23 protein-coding genes are annotated in these 20,801 nt (G+C 53.7%); 12 read left to right on the plus strand and 11 right to left on the minus strand.

Annotation, left to right across the window (positions count from 1 at the left end; all coding sequences use genetic code 11):
* The first annotated feature begins 26 nt into the window (after positions 1-26).
* From gcvH to LEPIL_RS04175, 4 genes are read left to right on the plus strand one after another with little or no spacing between them, the layout of a single operon-like run.
* Positions 27-416 carry a glycine cleavage system protein GcvH gene (gene gcvH / locus LEPIL_RS04160; RefSeq protein ID WP_002770248.1) on the plus strand — a complete coding sequence of 130 codons (390 nt, stop codon included), beginning with the start codon at positions 27-29 and terminating at the stop codon, positions 414-416.
* A 33-nt stretch (positions 417-449) separates the two neighbouring features.
* The gene (gene gcvPA, locus LEPIL_RS04165; protein WP_002770250.1) at positions 450-1,769 is read left to right on the plus strand and encodes an aminomethyl-transferring glycine dehydrogenase subunit GcvPA; all 1,320 of its coding nucleotides are present in this window, start codon (positions 450-452) and stop codon (positions 1,767-1,769) included.
* A gap of 37 nt (positions 1,770-1,806) precedes the next feature.
* Positions 1,807-3,306: an aminomethyl-transferring glycine dehydrogenase subunit GcvPB gene (gcvPB, locus tag LEPIL_RS04170; protein WP_002770252.1), complete on the plus strand. Its 1,500-nt coding sequence runs from the start codon at positions 1,807-1,809 to the stop codon at positions 3,304-3,306.
* Positions 3,307-3,313: 7 nt separating this feature from the next.
* Positions 3,314-3,592 (plus strand): hypothetical protein, encoded by a 279-nt coding sequence (locus tag LEPIL_RS04175; protein ID WP_002770253.1) that lies wholly within the window; start codon positions 3,314-3,316, stop codon positions 3,590-3,592.
* A 20-nt stretch (positions 3,593-3,612) separates the two neighbouring features.
* Here LEPIL_RS04175 and LEPIL_RS04180 read toward each other — a convergent pair whose 3' ends face one another.
* Complete coding sequence (locus LEPIL_RS04180) at positions 3,613-5,526, minus strand: chorismate-binding protein (protein WP_169314795.1); 1,914 nt, start codon at positions 5,524-5,526, stop codon at positions 3,613-3,615.
* On the opposite strand from LEPIL_RS04180, the gene LEPIL_RS04185 reads away from it, so the two are divergent.
* The gene (locus LEPIL_RS04185; RefSeq protein WP_002770255.1) at positions 5,525-5,968 is read left to right on the plus strand and encodes an NUDIX domain-containing protein; all 444 of its coding nucleotides are present in this window, start codon (positions 5,525-5,527) and stop codon (positions 5,966-5,968) included. The two genes, LEPIL_RS04180 and LEPIL_RS04185, sit on opposite strands and share 2 nt — an antisense overlap.
* 77 nt (positions 5,969-6,045) lie before the next feature.
* Here the strand turns inward: LEPIL_RS04185 and LEPIL_RS04190 are convergent, their stop codons facing one another.
* Positions 6,046-7,068 carry an alpha/beta hydrolase family protein gene (locus tag LEPIL_RS04190; protein ID WP_002770262.1) on the minus strand — a complete coding sequence of 341 codons (1,023 nt, stop codon included), beginning with the start codon at positions 7,066-7,068 and terminating at the stop codon, positions 6,046-6,048.
* Between the two features lie 184 nt (positions 7,069-7,252).
* On the opposite strand from LEPIL_RS04190, the gene LEPIL_RS21600 reads away from it, so the two are divergent.
* From LEPIL_RS21600 to LEPIL_RS23655, 7 genes are all read left to right on the plus strand, one after another.
* Complete coding sequence (locus tag LEPIL_RS21600) at positions 7,253-8,290, plus strand: helix-turn-helix transcriptional regulator (protein ID WP_002770264.1); 1,038 nt, start codon at positions 7,253-7,255, stop codon at positions 8,288-8,290.
* 46 nt (positions 8,291-8,336) lie between these two features.
* Positions 8,337-9,266: a helix-turn-helix transcriptional regulator gene (locus LEPIL_RS04205; RefSeq protein ID WP_002770266.1), complete on the plus strand. Its 930-nt coding sequence runs from the start codon at positions 8,337-8,339 to the stop codon at positions 9,264-9,266.
* 49 nt (positions 9,267-9,315) lie between these two features.
* Positions 9,316-9,798, plus strand: coding sequence for a hypothetical protein (locus tag LEPIL_RS04210; protein ID WP_040918292.1), 483 nt, complete (start codon positions 9,316-9,318; stop codon positions 9,796-9,798).
* Positions 9,799-9,899: 101 nt separating this feature from the next.
* Complete coding sequence (locus LEPIL_RS04215; protein WP_002770277.1) at positions 9,900-10,607, plus strand: hypothetical protein; 708 nt, start codon at positions 9,900-9,902, stop codon at positions 10,605-10,607.
* 361 nt (positions 10,608-10,968) lie between these two features.
* The gene (locus tag LEPIL_RS04220) at positions 10,969-11,811 is read left to right on the plus strand and encodes a DUF3800 domain-containing protein (RefSeq protein WP_002770279.1); all 843 of its coding nucleotides are present in this window, start codon (positions 10,969-10,971) and stop codon (positions 11,809-11,811) included.
* Positions 11,812-11,994: 183 nt separating this feature from the next.
* A complete protein-coding gene (locus LEPIL_RS04225; RefSeq protein ID WP_002770281.1) occupies positions 11,995-13,059 on the plus strand; it encodes a tyrosine-type recombinase/integrase in 1,065 nt (354 codons plus the stop codon).
* A gap of 53 nt (positions 13,060-13,112) precedes the next feature.
* Positions 13,113-13,271, plus strand: a complete 159-nt coding sequence (locus LEPIL_RS23655; protein WP_002770283.1) for a hypothetical protein — start codon at positions 13,113-13,115, stop codon at positions 13,269-13,271.
* A 153-nt stretch (positions 13,272-13,424) separates the two neighbouring features.
* Here LEPIL_RS23655 and LEPIL_RS04230 read toward each other — a convergent pair whose 3' ends face one another.
* The 9 genes from LEPIL_RS04230 to LEPIL_RS23325 all read right to left on the minus strand — a co-directional run bounded on the left by LEPIL_RS04230 (position 13,425) and on the right by LEPIL_RS23325 (position 20,749).
* Positions 13,425-13,739, minus strand: coding sequence for a hypothetical protein (locus LEPIL_RS04230; RefSeq protein WP_002770285.1), 315 nt, complete (start codon positions 13,737-13,739; stop codon positions 13,425-13,427).
* A 60-nt stretch (positions 13,740-13,799) separates the two neighbouring features.
* Positions 13,800-14,297 carry a type II 3-dehydroquinate dehydratase gene (gene aroQ, locus LEPIL_RS04235; protein ID WP_002770287.1) on the minus strand — a complete coding sequence of 166 codons (498 nt, stop codon included), beginning with the start codon at positions 14,295-14,297 and terminating at the stop codon, positions 13,800-13,802.
* 85 nt (positions 14,298-14,382) lie between these two features.
* Positions 14,383-15,516, minus strand: a complete 1,134-nt coding sequence (gene aroB / locus LEPIL_RS04240) for a 3-dehydroquinate synthase (protein WP_002770289.1) — start codon at positions 15,514-15,516, stop codon at positions 14,383-14,385.
* Positions 15,517-15,561: 45 nt separating this feature from the next.
* Positions 15,562-16,296, minus strand: a complete 735-nt coding sequence (gene rnc, locus LEPIL_RS04245) for a ribonuclease III (protein WP_002770291.1) — start codon at positions 16,294-16,296, stop codon at positions 15,562-15,564.
* Between the two features lie 98 nt (positions 16,297-16,394).
* Positions 16,395-16,631: an acyl carrier protein gene (gene acpP, locus LEPIL_RS04250; RefSeq protein WP_002770298.1), complete on the minus strand. Its 237-nt coding sequence runs from the start codon at positions 16,629-16,631 to the stop codon at positions 16,395-16,397.
* Between the two features lie 245 nt (positions 16,632-16,876).
* On the minus strand, positions 16,877-17,632 hold the full coding sequence (gene fabG, locus LEPIL_RS04255; RefSeq protein ID WP_002770299.1) for a 3-oxoacyl-ACP reductase FabG: 756 nt from the start codon (positions 17,630-17,632) through the stop codon (positions 16,877-16,879).
* Between the two features lie 1,348 nt (positions 17,633-18,980).
* A complete protein-coding gene (locus LEPIL_RS04260) occupies positions 18,981-19,448 on the minus strand; it encodes a hypothetical protein (RefSeq protein ID WP_002770305.1) in 468 nt (155 codons plus the stop codon).
* Positions 19,441-20,619 (minus strand): AAA family ATPase, encoded by a 1,179-nt coding sequence (locus LEPIL_RS04265; protein ID WP_078123286.1) that lies wholly within the window; start codon positions 20,617-20,619, stop codon positions 19,441-19,443. Before LEPIL_RS04265 ends, LEPIL_RS04260 begins: the two co-directional genes overlap by 8 nt.
* The gene (locus LEPIL_RS23325) at positions 20,594-20,749 is read right to left on the minus strand and encodes a hypothetical protein (protein WP_002770307.1); all 156 of its coding nucleotides are present in this window, start codon (positions 20,747-20,749) and stop codon (positions 20,594-20,596) included. The genes LEPIL_RS04265 and LEPIL_RS23325 overlap by 26 nt, the downstream gene beginning before the upstream one ends.
* Positions 20,750-20,801 lie beyond the last annotated feature (52 nt).

The raw sequence follows: 20,801 nt of genomic DNA on the forward strand, positions 1-20,801 counted from the left end.
CAATCCCGAGGAAAAAAGGTGCCCCTATGTCAGAAATCCGCAATGATTACAAATACACAAAAAACCACGAATGGCTGAAGGTGGAGGGCGACGTTGCCCTGGTCGGTATCTCAGATCACGCCCAGCATGCTCTCGGCGATATCGTATTCGTGAAAACGGGCGACGTCGGCGAGAAGGTAGAGGCCGGTAAATCGTTTGGATTCATTGAATCGGTAAAGGCGGCTGAAGATCTCTATGCTCCCGTCGGCGGTGAGATTGCCGAGGTCAATACGGCCATTTCGGGCAAGCCCGAAGCGATCAATCAGGACCCCTACGGCTCCTGGATAATCAAGATTCGAAATTTCAATCAGGCTGAAATCGACGGCCTTCTGGACGCTCAGGCCTACGATGCCCTCGTTCAAAGCCTCGATCATTGATATACATCGAAAAATAAAACGGAGTCACGCGCCTTGAAATACCTACCCGTATCCGAAGCTGAGGTTAAAGAACAGCTTCAGCGCCTGGGCCTGAAAAATCTCAATGAACTTTTCAGAAGTCTACCCGCCGAGTTTTTAACCGAACCGGCATCCTCACTCGGTCCGGCTATGAGCGAGATCGAGATCCGAAGACACCTCAGTTCTCGCGAATCCGTCCCTCTTACTTTTCTCGGCGGCAACGGACATTATCACTATATTCCTTCGATCATCGATCCGCTTGTCTCGCGCGGCGAGTTTCTGACGGCCTATACGCCGTATCAGCCCGAGATCAGTCAGGGTACGCTTCAGGCGATGTTTGAGTATCAATCGATGATGGCCGGATTGATGGGCGTCGAGGTGTCTAACGCTTCCCTTTACGACGGCTCGACCGCTACCGTCGAAGCGGGCCTGATGGCCTGCCGGATTGCCCGCAAGTATAAACTCGTCGTCTCTTCGGCACTGCATCCCGAGTATCTCGAAACGCTGAAAACATACGCCGAAAACGGTCCGTTCTCTTTTGTGACTGTTCCCGTTGATGCGACCGGTCACACCGATGCCGCCGCTCTTCAGTCGGCCATCGATAGCGATACGGCAGCCGTAATCGTGCAATCACCGAACGGCTTCGGCGTCATCGAAGATCTCGACGCGATTCGCTCCATCTGCAACGATAAGAAAACGCAGATGGTCGTCACCGTAACCGAAGCCCTTTCGCTTGCCCTGTTGAAATCACCGGGCGCATGCGGAGCCGATATCGTCTGCGGCGAGGCGCAATCGTTCGGCATCCCGCTCAGCCTGGGCGGCCCCTGGCTCGGCTTTATTGGAACGTCGATGAATCAGGTGCGCAACCTGCCCGGTCGTCTGATCGGACAGACGAAAGATCTTGAAAACAGACGCGCCTTCGTCGTTACCCTGGCCGCACGGGAGCAGCACATCCGTCGCGAGAAGGCGACGTCGAACATCTGCACAAACCAGGGACTGATGGCCCTTCGCGCCGCCATTCACCTGTGCGTGATGGGCAGAGCCGGATTGAGAGCGGCCGCAGAACGTTCGGCGAAGCTCGCCCACCATGCGCGCAGACAGCTCAAGCTGCAATCCAATGTGCAGCTTGAATTCGCCGATTCGCCCGTCTTCAACGAGATCGTTATCCGCACGCCGGTGGCGGCGGCGAAGGTCTTTGAGCGATGCATGGCGTCTAACGGAGTCGCTCCTGGAACGATCCTCGACGAGAATCGTCTGCTCTGCGCCTTCGATGAAACGAAAAGCGTAGAAGACGTTAACCTGTGGCTGTCGGCCGTGACGGCCGCCAGTAAATAAGGCCAATCGAGCAGACCGAATCAGGGAATAGATTTATATGGAAAACAACAGACCGCAACTTGCCGTCACAAGAAACGGACAGATCTTTGAAGAGCCGCTCATTTTCGAACGATCTCATCCCGGTCGGGTCGGATCGTCTCTGCCCGCAGACGACGCCGATCTCGCTCTTGATCTGCCGCCTGAAATGCTGCGCGACGCCGCACTCGCGCTTCCCGAGGTATCGGAGCCCGACGTGATCCGGCACTTTACCAGGCTGTCCACATGGAACTACGGCATTGATCTGAACTTCTATCCTCTCGGCTCCTGTACGATGAAGTACAATCCTCGCATCAACGAAGAGATGGCGTCGCTTCCGCATCTTCGAGACGCCCATCCGTCGATGCCCGAAGCCTTTATTCAGCCGCAGATCAAGCTGGTGTACGAATTGCAGCAGAAGCTCGCCGCCGTTACCGACATGGCCGGCATCACGCTGCAACCGGCGGCGGGCGCGCACGGAGAGTTAACCGGACTCTTCTTGATTCAGGCATATCACCGCGATCGCGGCGACACGCGAAAGGTCGTCGTCGTGCCCGATAGCGCTCACGGAACGAACCCCGCTACCTGTGCCCTTGCCGGTTACGAGGTTCGCGAGCTGAAGTCGGGCCCCGAAGGCATGCTCGACCTTGAGGCGCTGAAGGCCGCCCTTGATAGCAATGTGGCCGCTCTGATGATCACCAATCCCAATACGCTCGGCGTATTCGAATCGCAGATCAAAGAGGCCGCCGATCTTCTGCATGCAAACGGCTCGCTGCTTTATATGGACGGGGCGAATTTTAACGCCATCGTCGGCAAGGCCTCTCTCGGTAAGATGGGAGTGGACGTCTGTCATCTCAATCTGCATAAAACCTTCAGTACTCCGCATGGAGGCGGAGGCCCGGGCGCAGCTGCCGTCGTCGTCTCTGAAAAACTCGTAGACTTTCTGCCCGGTCCGCTTGCCGCAAAAGAGGGAGATCGCTTCGTCTGGTCGGCTCCGAAGAAAAGCATCGGACGCGTAAAATCAGGTCCCGGACACTTCGGCGTTCTTGTGCGCGCCCTGACCTACATCCTGACTTACGGAAGCGACCTGAAGCGTGTCGCCGAACATGCCACATTGAACGCGAATATCGTGCGCGAAGAACTGAAAGACGTTCTGCGCCTCGCCTCCTCCGGTGACTCGATGCACGAGGCCGTCTTCAGCGATGCCAGCTTCAAGAAGACGGGCTTTGATACGATGACCCTGGCCAAGGCGCTGATCGATTATGGATACCATCCTCCGACGGTGTACTTTCCTCTTATCGTTTCGGGCTCGATCATGATCGAACCGACAGAAACCGAAAGCCCCGAAAGCGTCGTTCACTTCGCCGCCGTCGTCAAAGATATCGTGCGCCGCATGAACGAAGGCGATGAGTCGTTGAAGTCGCTTCCGCGAAGGGCGCCTGTGACGCGGGTCGATGAGGTCGGAGCCGCCCGCAACCCGATATTAAATTACTTTACAAATGAGAAACAGCCCGGAGTATGAGGCCGATATGGAATGGGAGAAGATCCTCAGAGACTCCGTTAAAGAAGGCACGATTCGCGAGCTCTATCTGCGGCATGTGCCGACGCTAAAAACATGCGAGAACTGGAACGCCGTTGAAGAAATCGGACTCGTCGATCATCACACAAAGTACGCTCACTACAAGGGTATACTCGTGAAGTACGGCGATCGACTCTTTTACGTTCCTGAAAAACGGATGGAGGCCCTTGCTCCCTACCGGGCATGGAAGACGAAAAAGGCCATCAAGGTCACCGAAGTCGGTAAGTAAGCTACGATTATCAAGACCGTTCAGTCTGCTTTCTCGATCAAAACCGCCCTGCGCAAACCCCTCACAGAATTCGCAAGAACGATGGCCGATGCACGCCTCACGTCATCGGCCGTTATACAGGCCTCAACAATTCGGCCTCTTTCCAACAGCCTCTCTCTCATCACCCCGCCCAGAACACCGGAACGGAGCGGCGGTGTTATCCATCGCCCGTCTATAAAACAGAAAACCGTATAAATACTCGTCTCGGTGATCTCGTCCCTTTCGTTAATAAAAAGACAATCATCGGCCGCCCCGGCTTTGTGACGTTCATAAAAGGCCCGTCCCGTCGATGTCTTATGATTCAAGAAAGGCAGAACGGATAGCGCAGGCGCTCTACAAAACTCAATCGTAACGTTGCGCTTCGAGTCTTTGAGCTCATGCAAAATGATCTTTATGCGTCCGCTTCGTAGCAAACGCAGATGCACGCGAATCGGTTTATTTCCTGAAGCGACACGCTGCAGCAGATACTCAAGTCGCTTTAACTGTCTTCGGATGCGCACCATCGAACAGGGCAGGCCAAAGTAACGAGCGGAGCGATGCAGACGCCGTAGATGACTTTCGAGCATCCAGTAGCCGTGCGATCCTGCCCGAAATAGAATCGTTTCGTAGAGATAGAAATCACCGGAGCGATCATCGGAGGGAGAATCGATGAGATCGAGATCACTATCGTCTTCACTTCGGAGGCCCACGGCCCGGCGAAAGAAGGCAAGCTTGCCCAGGCATTCACGAAACTCCGCACGAGGATCGGAATCATAGGTGATGCCGCTGCCGATTGAAATCGAACCCTCTCCGTTGACGATCTGCGCCGTACGAATGGCCACATTCCAGCGACTGCTCGCCCCGTTCGTCCAGCCAAGCGTGCCGGTGTAAAAGCCGCGGCCCTTGCCTTCGAGCGCATGCAGCAGTTCGATCGCCGCTCGCTTCGGAGCGCCCGTAACCGACCCGCATGGAAAAAGAGAACGAAAGATATCGGATTGCGACAGACCATCTTTCAGGCGACCCTTCACGTCGGTCGTCATCTGAAAGACCGTCGGCAACTCATGTACGCGAAAAAGATCGTTCACCTCGACGGAGCCGAACTCGCAGATACGCCCCAGATCGTTCCGGATCAGATCGACGATCATCGCATTCTCTGCTCTTTCCTTATCGCTGCTCTTCAAATAGGCGACGGCGTGACGATCGGTGGCGCTATCGCCCGTCCTCGGCGCCGTACCTTTCATGGGCCGGCATTGTATATCGCGGTCACTCAGGCGAAAGAAAAGCTCCGGTGAAAGGGAAAGCAGGGCAAGATTCAGATCGCCGCGCCTGTAAAAAAGCGCCGATGCAAAAGCGGCCGGCTGTTCTTTATAAAGGCATGCAAAAAGAGCTGCAGGATCTCCGTCATAAGAGAACAAAACCGGAAACGTATAGTTAGCCTGGTAAACCGAACCGGCACGAATCTTCTCGCGTATCGCTTCGATCGAGTCGTAGATTGCGCGACGGGATCGCTCCAGTCTTATCGAGCGAACGGGCCATAACGGACCTTCATAAACCGAAAGAAGCTTGGCCGATGATAGGCGCTGCGGCTCGTCAAACAGGCCACCAACCAATACAGGCTCGGTAGCGGCAGCATTCAGCGAAGGATCTAACAGCTTACACGCATCATAGGCGACGGCCCCTGCGAAGTAGCGGCCCGATATAGCGGATTGATGAGACCGCCCGGAATCCGGATCTTTCACGGAGTGCAGGGAATGCAAGATATCAAGGGCCTGAAGCAGCTCGCTTCGATCGTCCGTAACATAGAAGATGCGTTGCGGATTGCGAAATACGAGAAAATCATCGCTCGCCTCGTCGCGCATCCAGAAAGACAGATTTTCCTCTTGACCGGGCATGGATTGTGATGCAGGAACGTGCATGCAGTTCCGCAATCCCACGCCGACCGTTGATGTCATCATCGAAACGCCAACCGGTATCGTTCTTATCGAGCGCGCCCATAAGCCCGTCGGTTTCGCCCTTCCCGGAGGCTTTGTCGACGAGGGCGAGACGGTGGAGCATGCGGCCGTGCGCGAGGCGATGGAAGAGACCGGCCTTGCGATCGAGCTTGACGAGCTGCTGTATGTGTATTCTGATCCGGCTCGTGATCCGCGCAAACATACGATGAGCACGGTCTTCATCGCTCACTGCGACGGCATCCCCGAAGGCAGCGACGACGCAGCCGATGCCTTTACTGTATCAGCCGAGCAGCTGCTTGAGCGCACGTTTGTCTTCGACCATCGTCGCATCATCGAAGATTATCTGCATTTCAAGAAAACCGGCGAACGTCCGCACCCTGCCAGGCGCCTTCAGAGAAACGGCTGAGATCAAGGGCACCCCGGCAAAGCGGCCCCCTGATGCGAACTGGCACTGATGCGAAGCAAAAGCGGCTTCAAGCAAAATCAATCAGGCTTCGTCAATCTCGAAGCGCCGTCAAGGCTGCGAAAAAACAGGGCGAAGGTTTGAATGAGCGATACCATCTCACGGGCCATCGACAGCCCGACCTTTACGTTGCCATGATCGATGATCGAGGTGATGGTTAACGAAAGCGGCACCTGCCTTTCAAGCGTCTTTTTAAGAAGCAGCGACTCCTCAGGCGGAATGACGATATCGTGCGCTCCATGCAAGAGACAGAGAGCGGCCTTCAAGCCCTTTGCGACGCGCAATACGTCCATGCTCTCAAAGATATGCAGGGCCTCGGGAATACTGTTGATCTTCTGCCATTGCTGCAGCCTGAAGGCGCCGTCTTCGATATAGCGTCTGTAAAGCTCGCGAATTGATTCGGGCTGCGATTGCAGATACGGGCCCAGCTCCCTTTCGGTACGTTGGAATCCGTCGTCTCTGGCAGCCGTATCAAAGGCCATGAGCAGCGCTTCGGGCTCATTCAAGAACGGCAGAAAGTTTTTCAGAATGATAAACAGGCCGTAAGGATCCATCTTCTCCCGGTGAAGAAAGAAATCGAGAGTGGAATCGACGTGCGCATAGGACCCGACGACGAGCATCGCCGAAACACGGTCGGCAACGGAAGGTTTTGCGGCGGCAATCAAAGAGAGGCCCCCCGAAAACGACGCCGTAAAAAGGCCGACCGGATAACCCGATTCGTCGGCCAGCCGACCGATATCGTCGGCGATGCGATCAGAGGAGGTGGGATCAATACGCAGATCCTGGATCTCAGGATAGGAAGGAATAACCGACCTGTAGCCCATGGCGGCCAGGGCATGTCCCACGTTAATGATGCGCGGATCACGGTATCCGCGCACGCTCATGCCGTGAACGCAGATCACGGTCCGTTTATGACGACCGTCGGTCGGCAGGATTTCAAGGGCAGGTCGACCGTTGATCGTCGCATCCTGGCAGACGGTGCCGGCATGCTTGCCTGCCGTTACGCGGTAAATGTATTCGAGGGCCTTCGCATTGCTGAGCATACGCAGGGCAGATCTTTCAGAATCGGGCGCAGCGATCCAGCGATTTTCTTGTTCAGCATGAGAATCGGAGGTTCGGCGATCTCATCATTTCCGTTCTCTCGCTGCCCTCTGCGCCCTCAGCGTGAAGCGAAAAAATCGTTTGCGAAAAGACTTGATCTTCTACCGAAAAATTCGATGCAGGGATATGCCTGAAAGCGCCGCCACCTCCGATGCCATGAAATCGCAGGAGCGTATCGGCAAGCTCTTCCTGCTCTTTTTAAATCATCCGCGCGGACTGAGCTTTGCCGAAGTGCGCTCGTATATGACCGAGGCCTATCGCGGCGAAGAAGAGGCCAATCGCAAGAAGTTTCAGCGTGATCGCGAGGCCCTGAAAAAACTGGGCCTTCACCTGGAGCTCGATCTTTCCGGAGCGGCGGCCAACGACGAGGACCGGGTGTATGTGCCGGCGGCGACGGCCCGCACGCTCATGCGCGAACTGAAGCTCAGCGAGGCGCAGCGATCCTACCTGATGGGCCTGATCCTGCGTCACATGAACGCCACCGAAAGAGGAAGCGCCGAACATGCCCTCTGTCGCTCTCTCTATCTGAAGCTCTTTTATAATGAGACCGACAGCAGCGTCGAAGCCGTCGATCCTGGCGTGCAGACCGATCCGCTGTTTCGTGGTGACCGGCCCGTCCCCGATGCAGTGCTGCGCACGCTTCAGGATGCGATGATGGATCGTCGCAAGATCAAGATGGTCTATGAAAGCGCAGGCGGAAGCAAAGATCGTCTTGTGCAGCCGCTTGCTCTTAACATCTATCGCCGCATGTGGTATCTGACGGCTTACTGCGAAGCGGCCCGCGGATATCGCATGTTCCAGATCGATCGCATCACATCGCCCGAGATCCAGAGCAGCAGCATCGATTCGCATCCTCCCGAGATCATTCAGTATATGAAGCCGCATCCGCTGAATCTGCGGCGTGAGTCGTTACAGGCCGTTCAGCTTCGCCTGCATGCCGATCATATCGACCGCTTCGATCATTTCATCAGAGAGCTTCCGCCCGGACAGAGAAAACGATCCGGTCAGAATCTGCGCGACATCGTCACGGCTAACCCCGACGCTTTGTTCTTCTGGATGTTCAAGCATCCGCATGCCGTCACGGCAATGGGTCCGGCAGCGATGCGCGATCGCTTCCAGAAATTCTTAGAGGGAATCGAAGCGCGAGGCGGAGCCGAGCGATGAGTCGAATCAGCCAGCGAGGCGGAATCGAGCGAGGAGTTATCAAACCATGAGCACCATTGAAGAGCTGCAACAGATCTTTCGCATTCTGCCCGTGCTTGTGCAGCGGCGCTCCATGCCCATCGCCGAGTTGATGGAGCTTGGCGGATATGCGAAGAAAAAGGATCTGATCGAAGATATTGAGGCGATGACGATGCTGGGCACTCCGCCCTACAGCCCCGCCGATCTTTTCGACGTAGAGATCAGGCATGATACGGTCTTTCTGCATTCCGATCCTGAAATCGACCGGCCGCTTTCACTGACGCCGCAGGAATGGTCGCTTCTTCGCTCGCTGATAGACGCCGATCGGGCGATGACGGCAAACGGGGCGTTACCCGAAACGGAGCGCATTCGCCTGATGGAAAGCCTCGGCGCCGTGCCCGTGCATTTTATCGAGGCCGGCCCCGAAACGGAGTTCCGCTCCCGCATCGAAGAAGCATTAGGCGGAGATCGGGCCGTCAGGCTGCTTTACAGCAACTCCGACGGGCCCGAAGAAGCGGAGCGTCTTGTTGATCCCTGGTTCTTGAACGAATACAATCGATCGAAATATCTTTTCGGATTCGACAGAGGCAAAGGCGAGTCGCGCATCTTTCGCCTGGATCGCATCGTCAAGCTCACCGTCCAGAAAGAAGCCCGGCAGAATCCGGCGCCCGACGACCTTGAAGCCGTTCGCAAAGCCCGCTCTTCAGAGCCCGATCTGACGATTCGCTTCCGCTTTCCGCGCTCGGTGCTGCCTGCTTTAAAGCGAGAGTTCTCTTTCTATATCGAGGGAGAGCATAACGATACGATCACCGCTTCAGTAAAAACGTCGTCGCTTGAGTTCTTTCGCTGGCATCTGCGCGCCTACGCACCTTTTCTCGAAGTGATCGAACCCATCGAGCTGCGCGAATGGATCGTAAACGAGGCGCGCCGCTTTCCCATGCCCGAGCTACTGGCTTGAGAAGAAGAGATGACCACGGAGGCACGGAGGATGAGAGAGCAGAGGTTTTTTGTCCACGAAATACACGAAAGGCGCGAAAAAAACCATAGGGTGGTTTGCGATTACTGGAATTTCGCGGTTCACCTGTTGCCGCTTCCGGTCCATCGGGAAGAAGGACTTTACGGATTATCGTAGCCCTTTCCATGTTGCATCTCATTTTGAAAAAACTTTTCTGGCAGGCAAGGATATCGCGTTGAAGTATGTAGCTCTACTGGCCAATGTGCTTATAATTGTATGGTGGCTTGCAATGCTTGTAGCAATGGGCCTTATTGGTAAAAGAAACTCTGTTCTGGACGTTGTCCTCAGTCCGATTGCCTTCATAGGATTGCCCGTCGCATTTATATCTTTTGCTGTCGCAGGCCTTTACTACGGGGTCCACATCCTTCGCAATAAAAAGCTAACCATGATCTCCAGGCTTTTCTGGCTCATGTCTCCAGTGCTCTGTTTTTTCCCGTATATTTATTACTGGATTAAGTATGTTAGAGACGAGTAGTACTTCGCTATGAGCCCTCCCCCTCCGCTCCGTGCCCTCAGTGACCTCCGTGGTTCAGAATCTTCGGGTTCTTTCCGTGGCATATACCCGGAGAAGAAGAAATGACCACGGAGGCACGGAGAGAGAGCGCAGAGTTTTTTTGTCCAGGAAATACACGAAAGGCGCGAAAAAACCCTGCTCCACCAAAGGGACGACTTATGGATGCGATTAAATTTTCATCAATTACCTCTTGTGAGAAAAAGGGAGGGCTTATTTATTATGGTCTATATCAATCAGAATTCGATCCAATCGTAAGGGAGTCCATACCTATAGACCCAATGGATGTTGACGACTATTTCGAAGAAATACTGGCATCGATTTTGATAAAATTAACGAACAGGCATTCAAGCATCGAATTATCAGGTTCATGGCAAGAAATATGGGGGAGAGGAGCCGGTTTGACCGATCGAATGTCCTGTCGTAACCGCTCGCGATTCAGATCAAGGCATTACAGCCGCTACAGTTCGTTCAGTAAGAAAACGGAAATCAGCGCCCTGTTGTTTCGAGCAATGCTGAGGCGTGTGCCTGTTCAAGATATACAAGGCGACCTCGATTATACCGTTACGATACGAAATGAAGTGCAGTTTGATTCAGCGAAGCACCATAGCACAGAGGCCATGAATCAGTTGTTCGTTTTTCATAACTACTACGGGGCTGAAGAATTCGTTGCACGAACCCAGGATCTGCCGGCGTTACAATCGGCCATAAAGGAATCGTTCTTAGAGAGAGATGTCTTTATTGCTCCCATCGAATTCGATTTTGAGGAATGATCACTCCTCTCCGTGCCCTCAGTGACCTCCGTGGTTCAAACTCTTCTGGCTCTTTCAGTGAGAGATAGCGTGGGAAGAAAGAATAACCACGGAGGCACGGAGGAAGAAAGAAAAGAGGAAGAGTTGTCTAACCGCGAAATACGCGAAAAGCGCGAAAGAAAACCATAGGGTGCGTTTTGAGATTGCTGGAATTTAGCGAGTCACCCGTTACTCTCACGAATCTCCGTTGAGTTTCGTGAATATAGGTTCGCGTCTTTCACTCGCTGACGGATTTGCTCAGCGTGTGGAAAAATTAGCGGAAAAGAAGTTGATCAGTCGGAACGGCCTGTTTTGATCAGTCGAGGTTGCAATACGATATTCTATGGCCTATTTTCTCTTTCTCGACGAGTCAGGACAGGATCATCATGACTCACCGTACGAGGTTCTCGGCGGTATAGCGATCGAAGATGTTAACCTCTGGAACTTTATTCAGGATGCTCAGCGGCTTGAATATGATTGTTTCGGGATGCGCTATTCATCGGGCTCCAGAGAGTTAAAAGGTAAGAAGATCCTGAAACGGAAGAGTTACAGACAGGCGACTGGACATGAAGCGTTCCTGCCCGAACAACGCCAGCAGCTTGCACACCAGGCATTGTCTGATGGCGCCGGAGCCAATCCTCTCTCTCTGGCTGCGCTGGGCCAGGCGAAGATAGATTTTGTCGGACAGCTTCTGGATCTGTGTTTCAAATACCGCTGCAAAGTATTTGCAAGTATCGTTGATCCCGGGCGACCGCTTTCTGTAGATGAAAACCTTCTGCGCAAAGACTACGTTTATCTTCTGGAACGTTTTTTCTACTTCATCGAGGATCATCGATTTCCTCATCAAGGCATCGTCGTCTTTGACGAACTGGAGAAATCTCGCAGTCACATCCTGATCGGACAGATGGACCGATATCTCAAGAAAACAGAAAAAGGTAGGGAGCGTTCCTCTGTGATTATTCCTGAACCGTTTTTTGTCCACAGTGATTTAACGACAGGCATACAGGTTGCCGACATCGCCTGCTATATCATATCCTGGGGAATGCGATTTGGAACGATGAATGCTCCGGCACGCGAAGAACTTGCAGGCTTCGTCGAAAAGATCCGGAGACTTCGTTACAGAACGACGAGAGACTTTGGCGAGGAGCAGCCGACAGAGATATGGAGTGTTAAGTTCCTTGGGTAAAAACAGAAAAGGCAATGCGTCTCCGCAAAGCCTCCAGTCAAAAGATGCCTTCTCTCTGAGCTAAAGTCAAGCGAAAAATCTCTCTTCTCAGTTCTCTCAGCGCCCTCAGCGGTTCACTCGCTCTTTCCCCAACCTGCGCCCGGAATCTGTAGATTTCTGATGTGCCGCTTCCGATAATCAAGCATGATCCGTGAAGAGCTGAGTCCGCGTAAGGCTGCCTTGAAGAACTTTGGCCTCTCTCCGCAGAAGCTGCATTTGCTCGATGAAGATCGGCTTGAACCTCTGGAACGCTTCTCGATGTATTTGCAGGTCGAGAAGGACGGATCGGCGCATACGCTGCGCTCCTATCTGAATGACCTGCTCGATTTCCTGCTCTTTCTTCAAGAGGAGGATCATGACGCTCTGAGCGTCGATACGATCCTGCTTCGCTCCTACTTCACGAAGATCAGCGGAGTGGACTTCTCGCGCAATAAAGCGACAGGCGCCGGAACGGGTCAGAGTCTGATGCGCACGCTCTCGCCGCGCAGTCAGGCGCGCAAGCTCTCGGCGCTGAAAACCTACTATCGCCTTCTCGTGCGCCAGGGCCTTCTTGAAGAGAATCCGGTGACGATGCGAGCTCCGAAGTTTTACCGATCGCTGCCGTCGTTTATTCCGGCGCAGGAGATGGACTCGCTGCTGCAAACGACCGAAGGCGAGACTGAGAGCAGCCGCCCCGCCGAGCTTCAGCTTCGCGACAGGGCGATGATTGAGATGCTCTATTCAACGGGCATGCGCGTCTCTGAGCTGCTTTCACTTTCGCCGAGCAGGGTGCTCGATCATAACGGCGAGATCGTTTCTGAGATGCGTATTACAGGTAAGGGCCGAAAGGACCGTGTCGTCTTTATCGGAGATCCGGCACGCCGGGCCGTCGCCGAATATCTGGTAGTGCGCCCTCGCCTGCGCCCGAAAAGCGAGTCCCTCTTTGTCAATGCGCGGGGAGGCGCCCTCACCGACCGCGGGCTGCGCGAGATTCTCAATCACTACGAACGCAACGCCGGACTGCGCAAGCGGCTGTATCCGCATCGCTTCAGGCATACCTTTGCCACCGATCTTTTGAACGACGGCGCCGACATCCGACAGGTACAGGAGATGCTCGGCCACAGCTCCCTTTCGACGACGCAGATCTACACGTCGGTCTCACGGGAGCGGCTGAAAGAGGTCTACCGAAACAGCCATCCCCGGGCAAAAAGCCCGCGGGAAACGGCATAATCCTGGCGTTTTCTGGTTGCCTGTACGGGCTCGAACGAATATCTGGAATGCGTATGTCCGAGAATCAGGAACCCAAGCGGAAAAAAATCAACAAGATGACGGCCGCTGAGATCGACACCGCTCTGAAGAAAACCGAAGAGCATATGAAAGGTCTTACCAGCCGCTACGCACGCTCGCTGCTGGAACGCAAGGCCGAGCTTGCCGGCAAGTGATCCACTGAGCCTATCTTCAGTTCAATAAAAAAGTCCGGGGATTCCCGGACTTTTTGCGCGTTCTACAGAGATGCTCCATACGGGCTCTCGGCATGCTCTATTAGCAGCGATCCCGACACTGGCTCTATTACAACACGACCACCGGGTTCGCTTCTAAGCCTGTCGGTTGAGGGATGTGCCCCGTTCGTCGCCGTTCAGCATCTGCCGGGCAAACGGGCTATAAAGATACATCAGCCGTCGGATGTCGTCGGCGCTGATCATCTGCTTCAGACGATCTTCAAACGACACAGGCTCTTTTTCGGGCAATGTCGCCCTTTTCTGCTCTCGCTCTTCCTGCGCCTTTGCCTGCTCGGCCGAGCGGCGCTGCAGAATCAACGCCGGATCTTCGGGCACAGGCATGGCCTTCTGCCCTGGAGACAGAGAACTGTAGGCGTTCGGCGCAGGTGCTGTGATGCCTTTGAGTTCCATCTTACTATCTCTATCGCAATAAAGCCCGTTGACTTTAGGGTAAGCGATATTTTTTTCCCGTCAATCCGAATTTCTGTTCGATTCAGGCAGATAAAGGCCAAGATCCGTCCGGGAGCGCAGACGTTCGACGAGAGCGGCAAGACCAAAACGGTACCCCGTAATGCCCAGCCCGGCGATGACGCCAATAGCCGCATCGCTGAGATAGGAATGATGCCGGAACGGCTCCCGGGCATGCACGTTGCTGATGTGGATCTCGATGAAGGGAATCTTCACACCGAGCAGGGCGTCCCGCAGCGCCACCGACGTATGGGTCAGTCCGCCCGGATTGATGAGTATTCCGTCGATCTTCTCTTCAAGAAAGGCCTTATGGATGCGGTCGATGATCTGCCCTTCATGATTGGACTGGAAGAACTCGACGCCCACCGCAAGGCGACGGGCATCCTCGCGCAGCCGCTCTTCAAGCTGTTCAAGCGTCGTCGAGCCATAGACCTCGGGCTCGCGTCGCCCGAGCAGATTCAGATTCGGACCATTGATAACGAGGATGGCAGCATCAGACATACTGCCTGTATCGGCAGCGTCATGCCGGAATCAAGCCCGAATCGAACAGGAAAGCGGCGTTCCACAGGCGCAAGGCCGGCGAGAGTCAACCGAAACGAGATCGTTGCTCGGCCCAGGCACGATGAAAGGCTTCAGCGGGAAGAGGAACTCCCCATACGGGCTCGCCGCGTCTTTTCAAAAGAACAAAGCGGATGGTGCCTGCCTCGTTCTTCTTATCGAACTTCATGTGTTCAAGAAGATCGGTCGCCTCAAAGCCGGCCGTATCAAGGGGCAGCTCCAGGCCTTTCATGAGCTCGAACATGGCCTCGCACTCTTCAGCAGGCAGGCCTTCAAGATCACGCGACAGCAGAAGAGCGGTCACAAGGCCGCGGCTGACGGCCTCGCCATGCGTCATGCCTTTATACTGTAAGAGGGATTCGATGGCATGCGCCGTCGTATGGCCGAGATTGAGCGAGGCACGCAGTCCCATCTCGGTTTCATCGGCGGCGACGACGGCGGCCTTCACCGAAACCGATTCTTTAATGCGATCTTTAAGGATCGAAAGAGGCAATGATCGGAATCCGCCTTCATGCGTCATCGCCTGACGTGCCGTTTCAAGCAGCCGGTCGAAGATCTCTGTGCGATCGGTCAGGAAGGCATGCTTCGCCATCTCAGCCAGTCCACAGATCCATTCGCGAGCGGGCAGCGTAATCAGATAATGCAGGTTGCCGTAGACGAACTCGGGCTGATAGAAGGCGCCGATCATGTTTTTGCCCGTATTCACGTTCACGGCGACCTTGCCGCCGACGCTTGAATCGACCATGGCAAGAAGCGTGGACGGCACCTGCACAAAGGCCACGCCGCGCAGAAGCGTGGAGGCCACGAATCCGGCAAGATCGCCGACGACGCCTCCGCCTGCAGCGATGACTAACGACGAACGATCGGCGCCGGAGCGAATCAGGTCGTCGAACAGCGCTTCGAGATGCGAGATATGCTTGGACGATTCGCCCGACGGACGAAACACCGTATGGATGTGCGCATGCAGAGGCTTGAGCGCCGCATGCAGCGGCTCATAGACGAGATCTCGCAGGGCCTCTTCTGTGATGACAAAGATCTTCGAGAAGCGCCGGTGCGAGAAGAAGTCGGCAAAGTTCTGATCAAAGCCCTCGCCAAAACGTATCTCATAACGCCTTTCAGGGCGCTCGGGCAGAACAATGGTCAGGGCCTCTTGATCGATCACGACATCCTCCCGCGGCAAAAGACAGAAACCCCGGCCACTCCGAGCTTATTCTCGAAGCAGATCCAGGGCTCTGATGGCGGCCTGCCGCTCGGCACGCTTGCGAGACGATCCCATACCGCGAGCGATCTCACGGCTATCGATGACGACGCGATACACGAATTCCCGCTTATGATCGGGTCCCTCCTGAGAGACCAGTTCATAGACGGGATGCGTGCGGAACTGCTTCTGAACGAGCTCCTGCAGCGCCGACTTCGGATCAAGGGCACGGCCCGACTGGCTGAGATTGCGCAGGCGGCTATCAAGCATGCCCACGACAAACTGCCTCGCCTGCTTCATACCGCGATCGATATAGATGGCGGCGACAAAGGCCTCAAAGGCATCGGCAAGATTGGAAGGTCGACGTGAACCGCCGCTTTTACGTTCGCCTTTGCTCATGCGCAGATAAGCGCCGAAACGAAGGGCGCGCGCAGCGCTGGCTAACGACTTTTCTGAGACGGCCGCCGATTTAATGCGCGCCATCTGGCCTTCTGAAAGCTTGTAATCGAGGAAGAGATGCTCGTTAACGATGAAGCCGATGATGGAGTCGCCGAAATACTCCAGTCTCTGGTTATTCATCCGATGCGATCCCGGCTCGTTGGAATAACTGCTGTGAGTCAGAGCAAGGTCATAGAGTCGGTAATCCCGAAACCTGAATTCAAGTCGTCGGGAAAGTTCTTTCAGCTGCTCCAACCTCGCCAGGTCCGGTTGTGGTAAACCGGCTGAAACGTTGGGAACTAACACGGTTTTCTTTTTTCCGTTCTACGGATTTTGGCAAAGGAAAGGCCGATTTTCTTTTACCTACCAACGGTAGAAGAAAGAAAATCGGCCAGAAAAAACAATCAACCTTTGTGCTGCTCGATGTACTTGATTACATCGCCAACAGTCTGGATTTTCTCAGCGTCTTCGTCAGAGATTTCAACGCCAAATTCTTCTTCCAGAGCCATTACCAGCTCAACAGTGTCCAGCGAGTCAGCGCCAAGATCGTCAATGAAATGAGCCTCAGGAGTTACCTCAGCCTCATCAACATTCAGTTGCTCAGCGATGATGCTTTTTACTTTTTCCAGCAGATCAGACATGTGTCCAGTCTCCGTATTAAAATTTACCGGGGTCACCGGTGGTGCTAAATTCATCAGCCCGATCATTTAAGCAAGTGCAAAACCTCGAAAAAAATCAGGCTCAGAAAAAATTAAACTCCCGATGCAGCAGAACTGATATTCACCGAATCCCATTGCATCGGGCTCAAATGAGAACGGATTTCACATACGAAACGCAAAACCCGCGCTATAGAAGCCAGATAACATCGGCCTCTACAACTACGTCATTAACCCGCCGGACGGAATCCGCCGCCGTTGATCTCAAGGATCTGTCCCGTGATGTAGGAAGACATATCTGATACGAGGAAGGCGACGCCGTTGGCGATATCTTCCGGAGTTCCGGCCCGTGAAAGCGGGATGGATTTCAGCATTACTTCCTTAATCTTGTCGGGGATGGCAGCCGTCATGTCGGTGGCGATGAAGCCCGGAGCGATCGCATTGCAGCGAACGCCGCGCATAGCGCCTTCCAGAGCTGCGGATTTCGTGAATCCGATTACGCCCGCCTTCGATGCGGAGTAGTTCGTCTGCCCGAGGTTACCGTTCACGCCGGCAATGGACGACAGATTCACGACGGCGCCGCTGCGAGCCGACATCATATGCTTGAATGCCGCCTTCGTGCAGAGGAACGTTCCCGTCAGGTTGACGGCGATGACCTGATCCCACTGCTCTTTCTTCATACGAAGCATCAGCGTGTCTCTGGTAATACCTGCGTTATTTACAAGGATGTCTACTTTCCCGAATTTCTTCACACAGGCTTCAATCAGCGCTTCGGCCTGGTCTTCCTGGGAAATATCACAGGCATATGCCAGAGTTTCCACTCCGTACTTCGCAGCGATCTCTTCGGCGGACTTCTTCGCCGTTTCTTCGCTGATATCGTTGATCACGACGGCCGCGCCAAGAGACGCCAGCTTCTCGGCGATAGACTTGCCGATTCCACGGGCCGACCCTGTTACAACTGCCGCTTTGCCTTTCAGCTCGATCATACTGAACCTCTTTCAATTGGAGTAGGCCCAGTTTCTCCGCCCCCGGAGAGGGTCAAGCGAGTCCGCAGTGGTGAATTCGTGGGATTTTGAGTGGGGGTTCGGGAAAGGGGGGGCGGCAAGGTTTGCTGGAAGAGAAAGCTCCAGTCGCTGCAAGACCTCGGTCTACAGCCCGACAACTTTTTCTTTATCCTCAATATTCGGCTCCTCACCAAGATCGATTACGAGGACGTTTCCCTTTATTCCGATATCCCGTAGATGGTCTTGCATCTGGCTTGTCGGCAACGTTTTACCTTTCTTACATTCACAAATTGACGTAACAATTTGACCGATATTCTTTCCTTTGGACGAAAGGAGTGGTGAGAGTTCCGCATCAGTCCAGGGTGATGTTTGATTCCGGCTTGAGGAGTTAACGAAAGCATCATCGTGCCAGACACAAGAAGATCCTTCATCGGGAAACAGCTTGTTGGTCCGTAAGGCTCTTCTGAATAAAACATCTCCCAGATAGCGTATCCTGACAAGGCAGCCTGTCTGGCAAGCTGGTCATCAAAGTGCGACCTCCCCCCACTCTTCTGTATTGAATCCCAATAATTGAGATGAGTGCTCAGGCGTGGCCATTTCCCTTCGAATAACCCCACCTTAAAGACGGATTGGTTATGAAAGACAATGCAACCGTCAGTACCGGTTCTTCTCTCCACAGAAGGTGTCAATACTTGCGAATGCGCCGACAACCCCGGAAGCCTTCGGCTGTTTATCTCGCGCCGAAAAGCGCTGGTGAAATTTGAGGTGTAGTCGTTCTCCGTAACCACAAATCCATGAATGAGATCAGCGCGAACGAGTCGATCGGCCCATCTTGCACAGTCTGCAACTTCAGCGATAACATGCGGTGAGGCTAACATATCTGCATCCCTTCAGCTTGAACGGGAAACGAATCACGTTCGAATATTCCAAGTCTATCATTTTTCCCGCTCAGAACTAAAACCCGGGTTTTCGGGTCGTTTACAAGCCGAATCATTAAACACATTCTGATTTTGACCAGAGCTGAACACACCATCCAGCCTGAGTCAACAAAAAATCTCCTCCGCGCCCTCAGAGCCCTCCGCGGTTCAATTCCTCTGCCCCTTTCGCGCTTTTCGTGCCTTTCGTGGACTCCGATTTTCCCGCTTTAATCCGCCTCAAGCTCCCTTATCGGTCGAGATCGGCCTCAACCCGGCAAGCAACGTTTCCGGCGCGATATCCTGATCATTGGGCCATGTCACCGCACCGAGCACTATATCGACTTGCGAGAAGTAGGATTTATCCAGCGCACGAACCGTCCTGACATCCCAGTGCATAAAAACATCACAATGGATCAATTCTGATCGTAATCCAGGTTCAATACCGACTCGATCCTTATTCCCGACATAGCCAGTGTCCTCGCATGTGAACTTCCTTTAATATGCACGCCGTTTTCGACAATCCAGACAAAGGGACTGGCGGCCTTTCTTTGATCTATGCCCGGCGCTTTCTTTCTTAACCACGACTTCAACCATTCCAGTTTCTTTATAACCTTCTTGACATCCGATGTGAAACCGGAATGGACTTCGGCAAAATAAACCCGACTCTTATACGCCACGGCATAATCCCACCGGCTGGCAACCGGATAAACTTCTTTCAGGCACTCATCGAGATATAGACTTCCCTCAATACTTCTTGTTTCTTTCGCTCGAATCCGCGGACGATGCTTCTTATCAAGGGCAGAAAGCCCCGCCCTGTAACAATCCTTGATCTCTGCTATGTTTCGAACCGCCGCTTCAAACGTTTCCTTATTTTTAACCATTCGCTTTTCTCTCCGCCACAAGTTCTACGGCACGGGAGGCGAAGGAAGAGACATTTCCCCATTCTCGAATATCAGGGTCATCATAATCAGCAAGAGAAGAGATGTCCTTTACTTCAATGCCAGAGCTGCCTTCTTTGAAGAAGTAAGAGTTAACTGTTCCATTGTTGAAGAAACTCGCGTATGGCTTCAGATGCGCTGAAGGAACCTGAAAGAGGGCCGCATAGGAATCCACCGCCCTCTTTTCATTTTTCATCTGTTGAAAGAACCAGGCAAAATCAAGGAGGATGGGCGAATGAGTCGAAACGATGACCTTGTAGCCCCTGTCGATTAAATCGACAATCTGCAACATCACGGATTGAATCGCACTGGGATGAAGCCCCATCTCAGGCTCTTCGATTACTACATACTCAAGTCTATCTCTTTTCGCTTTCGTCGGCGGGCACAGCCAGTAGAAGCCGAGCAGCAACGGCATAAATTCCTTTTGACCGGCGCTCCAGGTCATAAAGGGAATATCCATATTCTTCATTCTTAGCCGGAATCTTTTTTGCCCCGATCTTGCATCAAGCTTGATAGTCGCATTATGGAAGATACTCTTTGAGAAAGATTGGCGGAGCGGGTCTTTCAGACGACGGCTCACAGGAAAAATCATGTCTTCTTCGGCCGAAAACCCCTGAATCAGTTGCCGGAGGCTGTCACTGAAGTATCGCAGAACAAACGGAACCGTTGTATCGAACTCGCTGAAAAATTTCGGGCGACCATCCTCTACACTGAGAATTCTCTGTGCCGGAATATAGAATAGCTTTTCGACTGCGTTTTTATACTGATCGTTCTTTACCGGCGCCATTTTCGAAAGGACGAACTTTGTAGAGTCGATCTGAACATCGGTCTTTTCATTCCAGAGGGCATTCATGCCTTCGCCGAAGTAGTAGTCCAGATTATAGGTTGGGTCTTTATTCCAGACAAACGTATACTGCTCCAGGACCTTACGAATATAATCTCTATCGATGGCGAGCTTGAGCAGCTGAAGCAGACTACTCTTTCCGCTGGCCTGCGGGCCCACAAGAAGAGTCAGGTCTCCGAATTCGATCTCTGCGCGCTTGATCGGCCCAAAGTTCTTTACGATAAATTTCTTCATCATTGCTGCCTTAGAGGACCGGATGGGGACGCTCATCACCTAACAGCGGCTTGCGACCCGGAATACGGTCAAGGGTCTCCTCCGTCTTCTTCAGATCTGCACGCTTTGCTCTGGCTTCGATCGATTTCAACGACACCCCGCGCCGATGTTTCTTCTTCTTATCCATTCCCCCTCCTTCCATGCCTCCCTCCGTGCCCTCAGAGCCCTCCGCGGTTCAA

The sequence above is a fragment of the Leptonema illini DSM 21528 genome (assembly GCF_000243335.1).
Taxonomy (GTDB): Bacteria; Spirochaetota; Leptospiria; order Leptospirales; family Leptonemataceae; genus Leptonema; species Leptonema illini.

Bases quoted from the DNA above. Each gene is read 5' to 3' on its own strand.
- gcvH (WP_002770248.1), top strand. From the start codon at position 27: ATGTCAGAAATCCGCAATGATTACAAATACACAAAAAACCACGAATGG.
- gcvPB (WP_002770252.1), top strand. From the start codon at position 1,807: ATGGAAAACAACAGACCGCAACTTGCCGTCACAAGAAACGGACAGATC.
- LEPIL_RS04175 (WP_002770253.1), top strand. From the start codon at position 3,314: ATGGAATGGGAGAAGATCCTCAGAGACTCCGTTAAAGAAGGCACGATT.
- LEPIL_RS04185 (WP_002770255.1), top strand. From the start codon at position 5,525: ATGCAGTTCCGCAATCCCACGCCGACCGTTGATGTCATCATCGAAACG.
- LEPIL_RS04180 (WP_169314795.1), bottom strand. From the start codon at position 5,526: ATGCACGTTCCTGCATCACAATCCATGCCCGGTCAAGAGGAAAATCTG.
- LEPIL_RS04190 (WP_002770262.1), bottom strand. From the start codon at position 7,068: ATGCTCAGCAATGCGAAGGCCCTCGAATACATTTACCGCGTAACGGCA.
- LEPIL_RS21600 (WP_002770264.1), top strand. From the start codon at position 7,253: ATGCCTGAAAGCGCCGCCACCTCCGATGCCATGAAATCGCAGGAGCGT.
- LEPIL_RS04205 (WP_002770266.1), top strand. From the start codon at position 8,337: ATGAGCACCATTGAAGAGCTGCAACAGATCTTTCGCATTCTGCCCGTG.
- LEPIL_RS04215 (WP_002770277.1), top strand. From the start codon at position 9,900: ATGACCACGGAGGCACGGAGAGAGAGCGCAGAGTTTTTTTGTCCAGGA.
- LEPIL_RS04220 (WP_002770279.1), top strand. From the start codon at position 10,969: ATGGCCTATTTTCTCTTTCTCGACGAGTCAGGACAGGATCATCATGAC.
- LEPIL_RS04225 (WP_002770281.1), top strand. From the start codon at position 11,995: ATGATCCGTGAAGAGCTGAGTCCGCGTAAGGCTGCCTTGAAGAACTTT.
- LEPIL_RS23655 (WP_002770283.1), top strand. From the start codon at position 13,113: ATGTCCGAGAATCAGGAACCCAAGCGGAAAAAAATCAACAAGATGACG.
- LEPIL_RS04230 (WP_002770285.1), bottom strand. From the start codon at position 13,739: ATGGAACTCAAAGGCATCACAGCACCTGCGCCGAACGCCTACAGTTCT.
- aroQ (WP_002770287.1), bottom strand. From the start codon at position 14,297: ATGTCTGATGCTGCCATCCTCGTTATCAATGGTCCGAATCTGAATCTG.
- acpP (WP_002770298.1), bottom strand. From the start codon at position 16,631: ATGTCTGATCTGCTGGAAAAAGTAAAAAGCATCATCGCTGAGCAACTG.
- fabG (WP_002770299.1), bottom strand. From the start codon at position 17,632: ATGATCGAGCTGAAAGGCAAAGCGGCAGTTGTAACAGGGTCGGCCCGT.
- LEPIL_RS04260 (WP_002770305.1), bottom strand. From the start codon at position 19,448: ATGGTTAAAAATAAGGAAACGTTTGAAGCGGCGGTTCGAAACATAGCA.
- LEPIL_RS04265 (WP_078123286.1), bottom strand. From the start codon at position 20,619: ATGAGCGTCCCCATCCGGTCCTCTAAGGCAGCAATGATGAAGAAATTT.
- LEPIL_RS23325 (WP_002770307.1), bottom strand. From the start codon at position 20,749: ATGGATAAGAAGAAGAAACATCGGCGCGGGGTGTCGTTGAAATCGATC.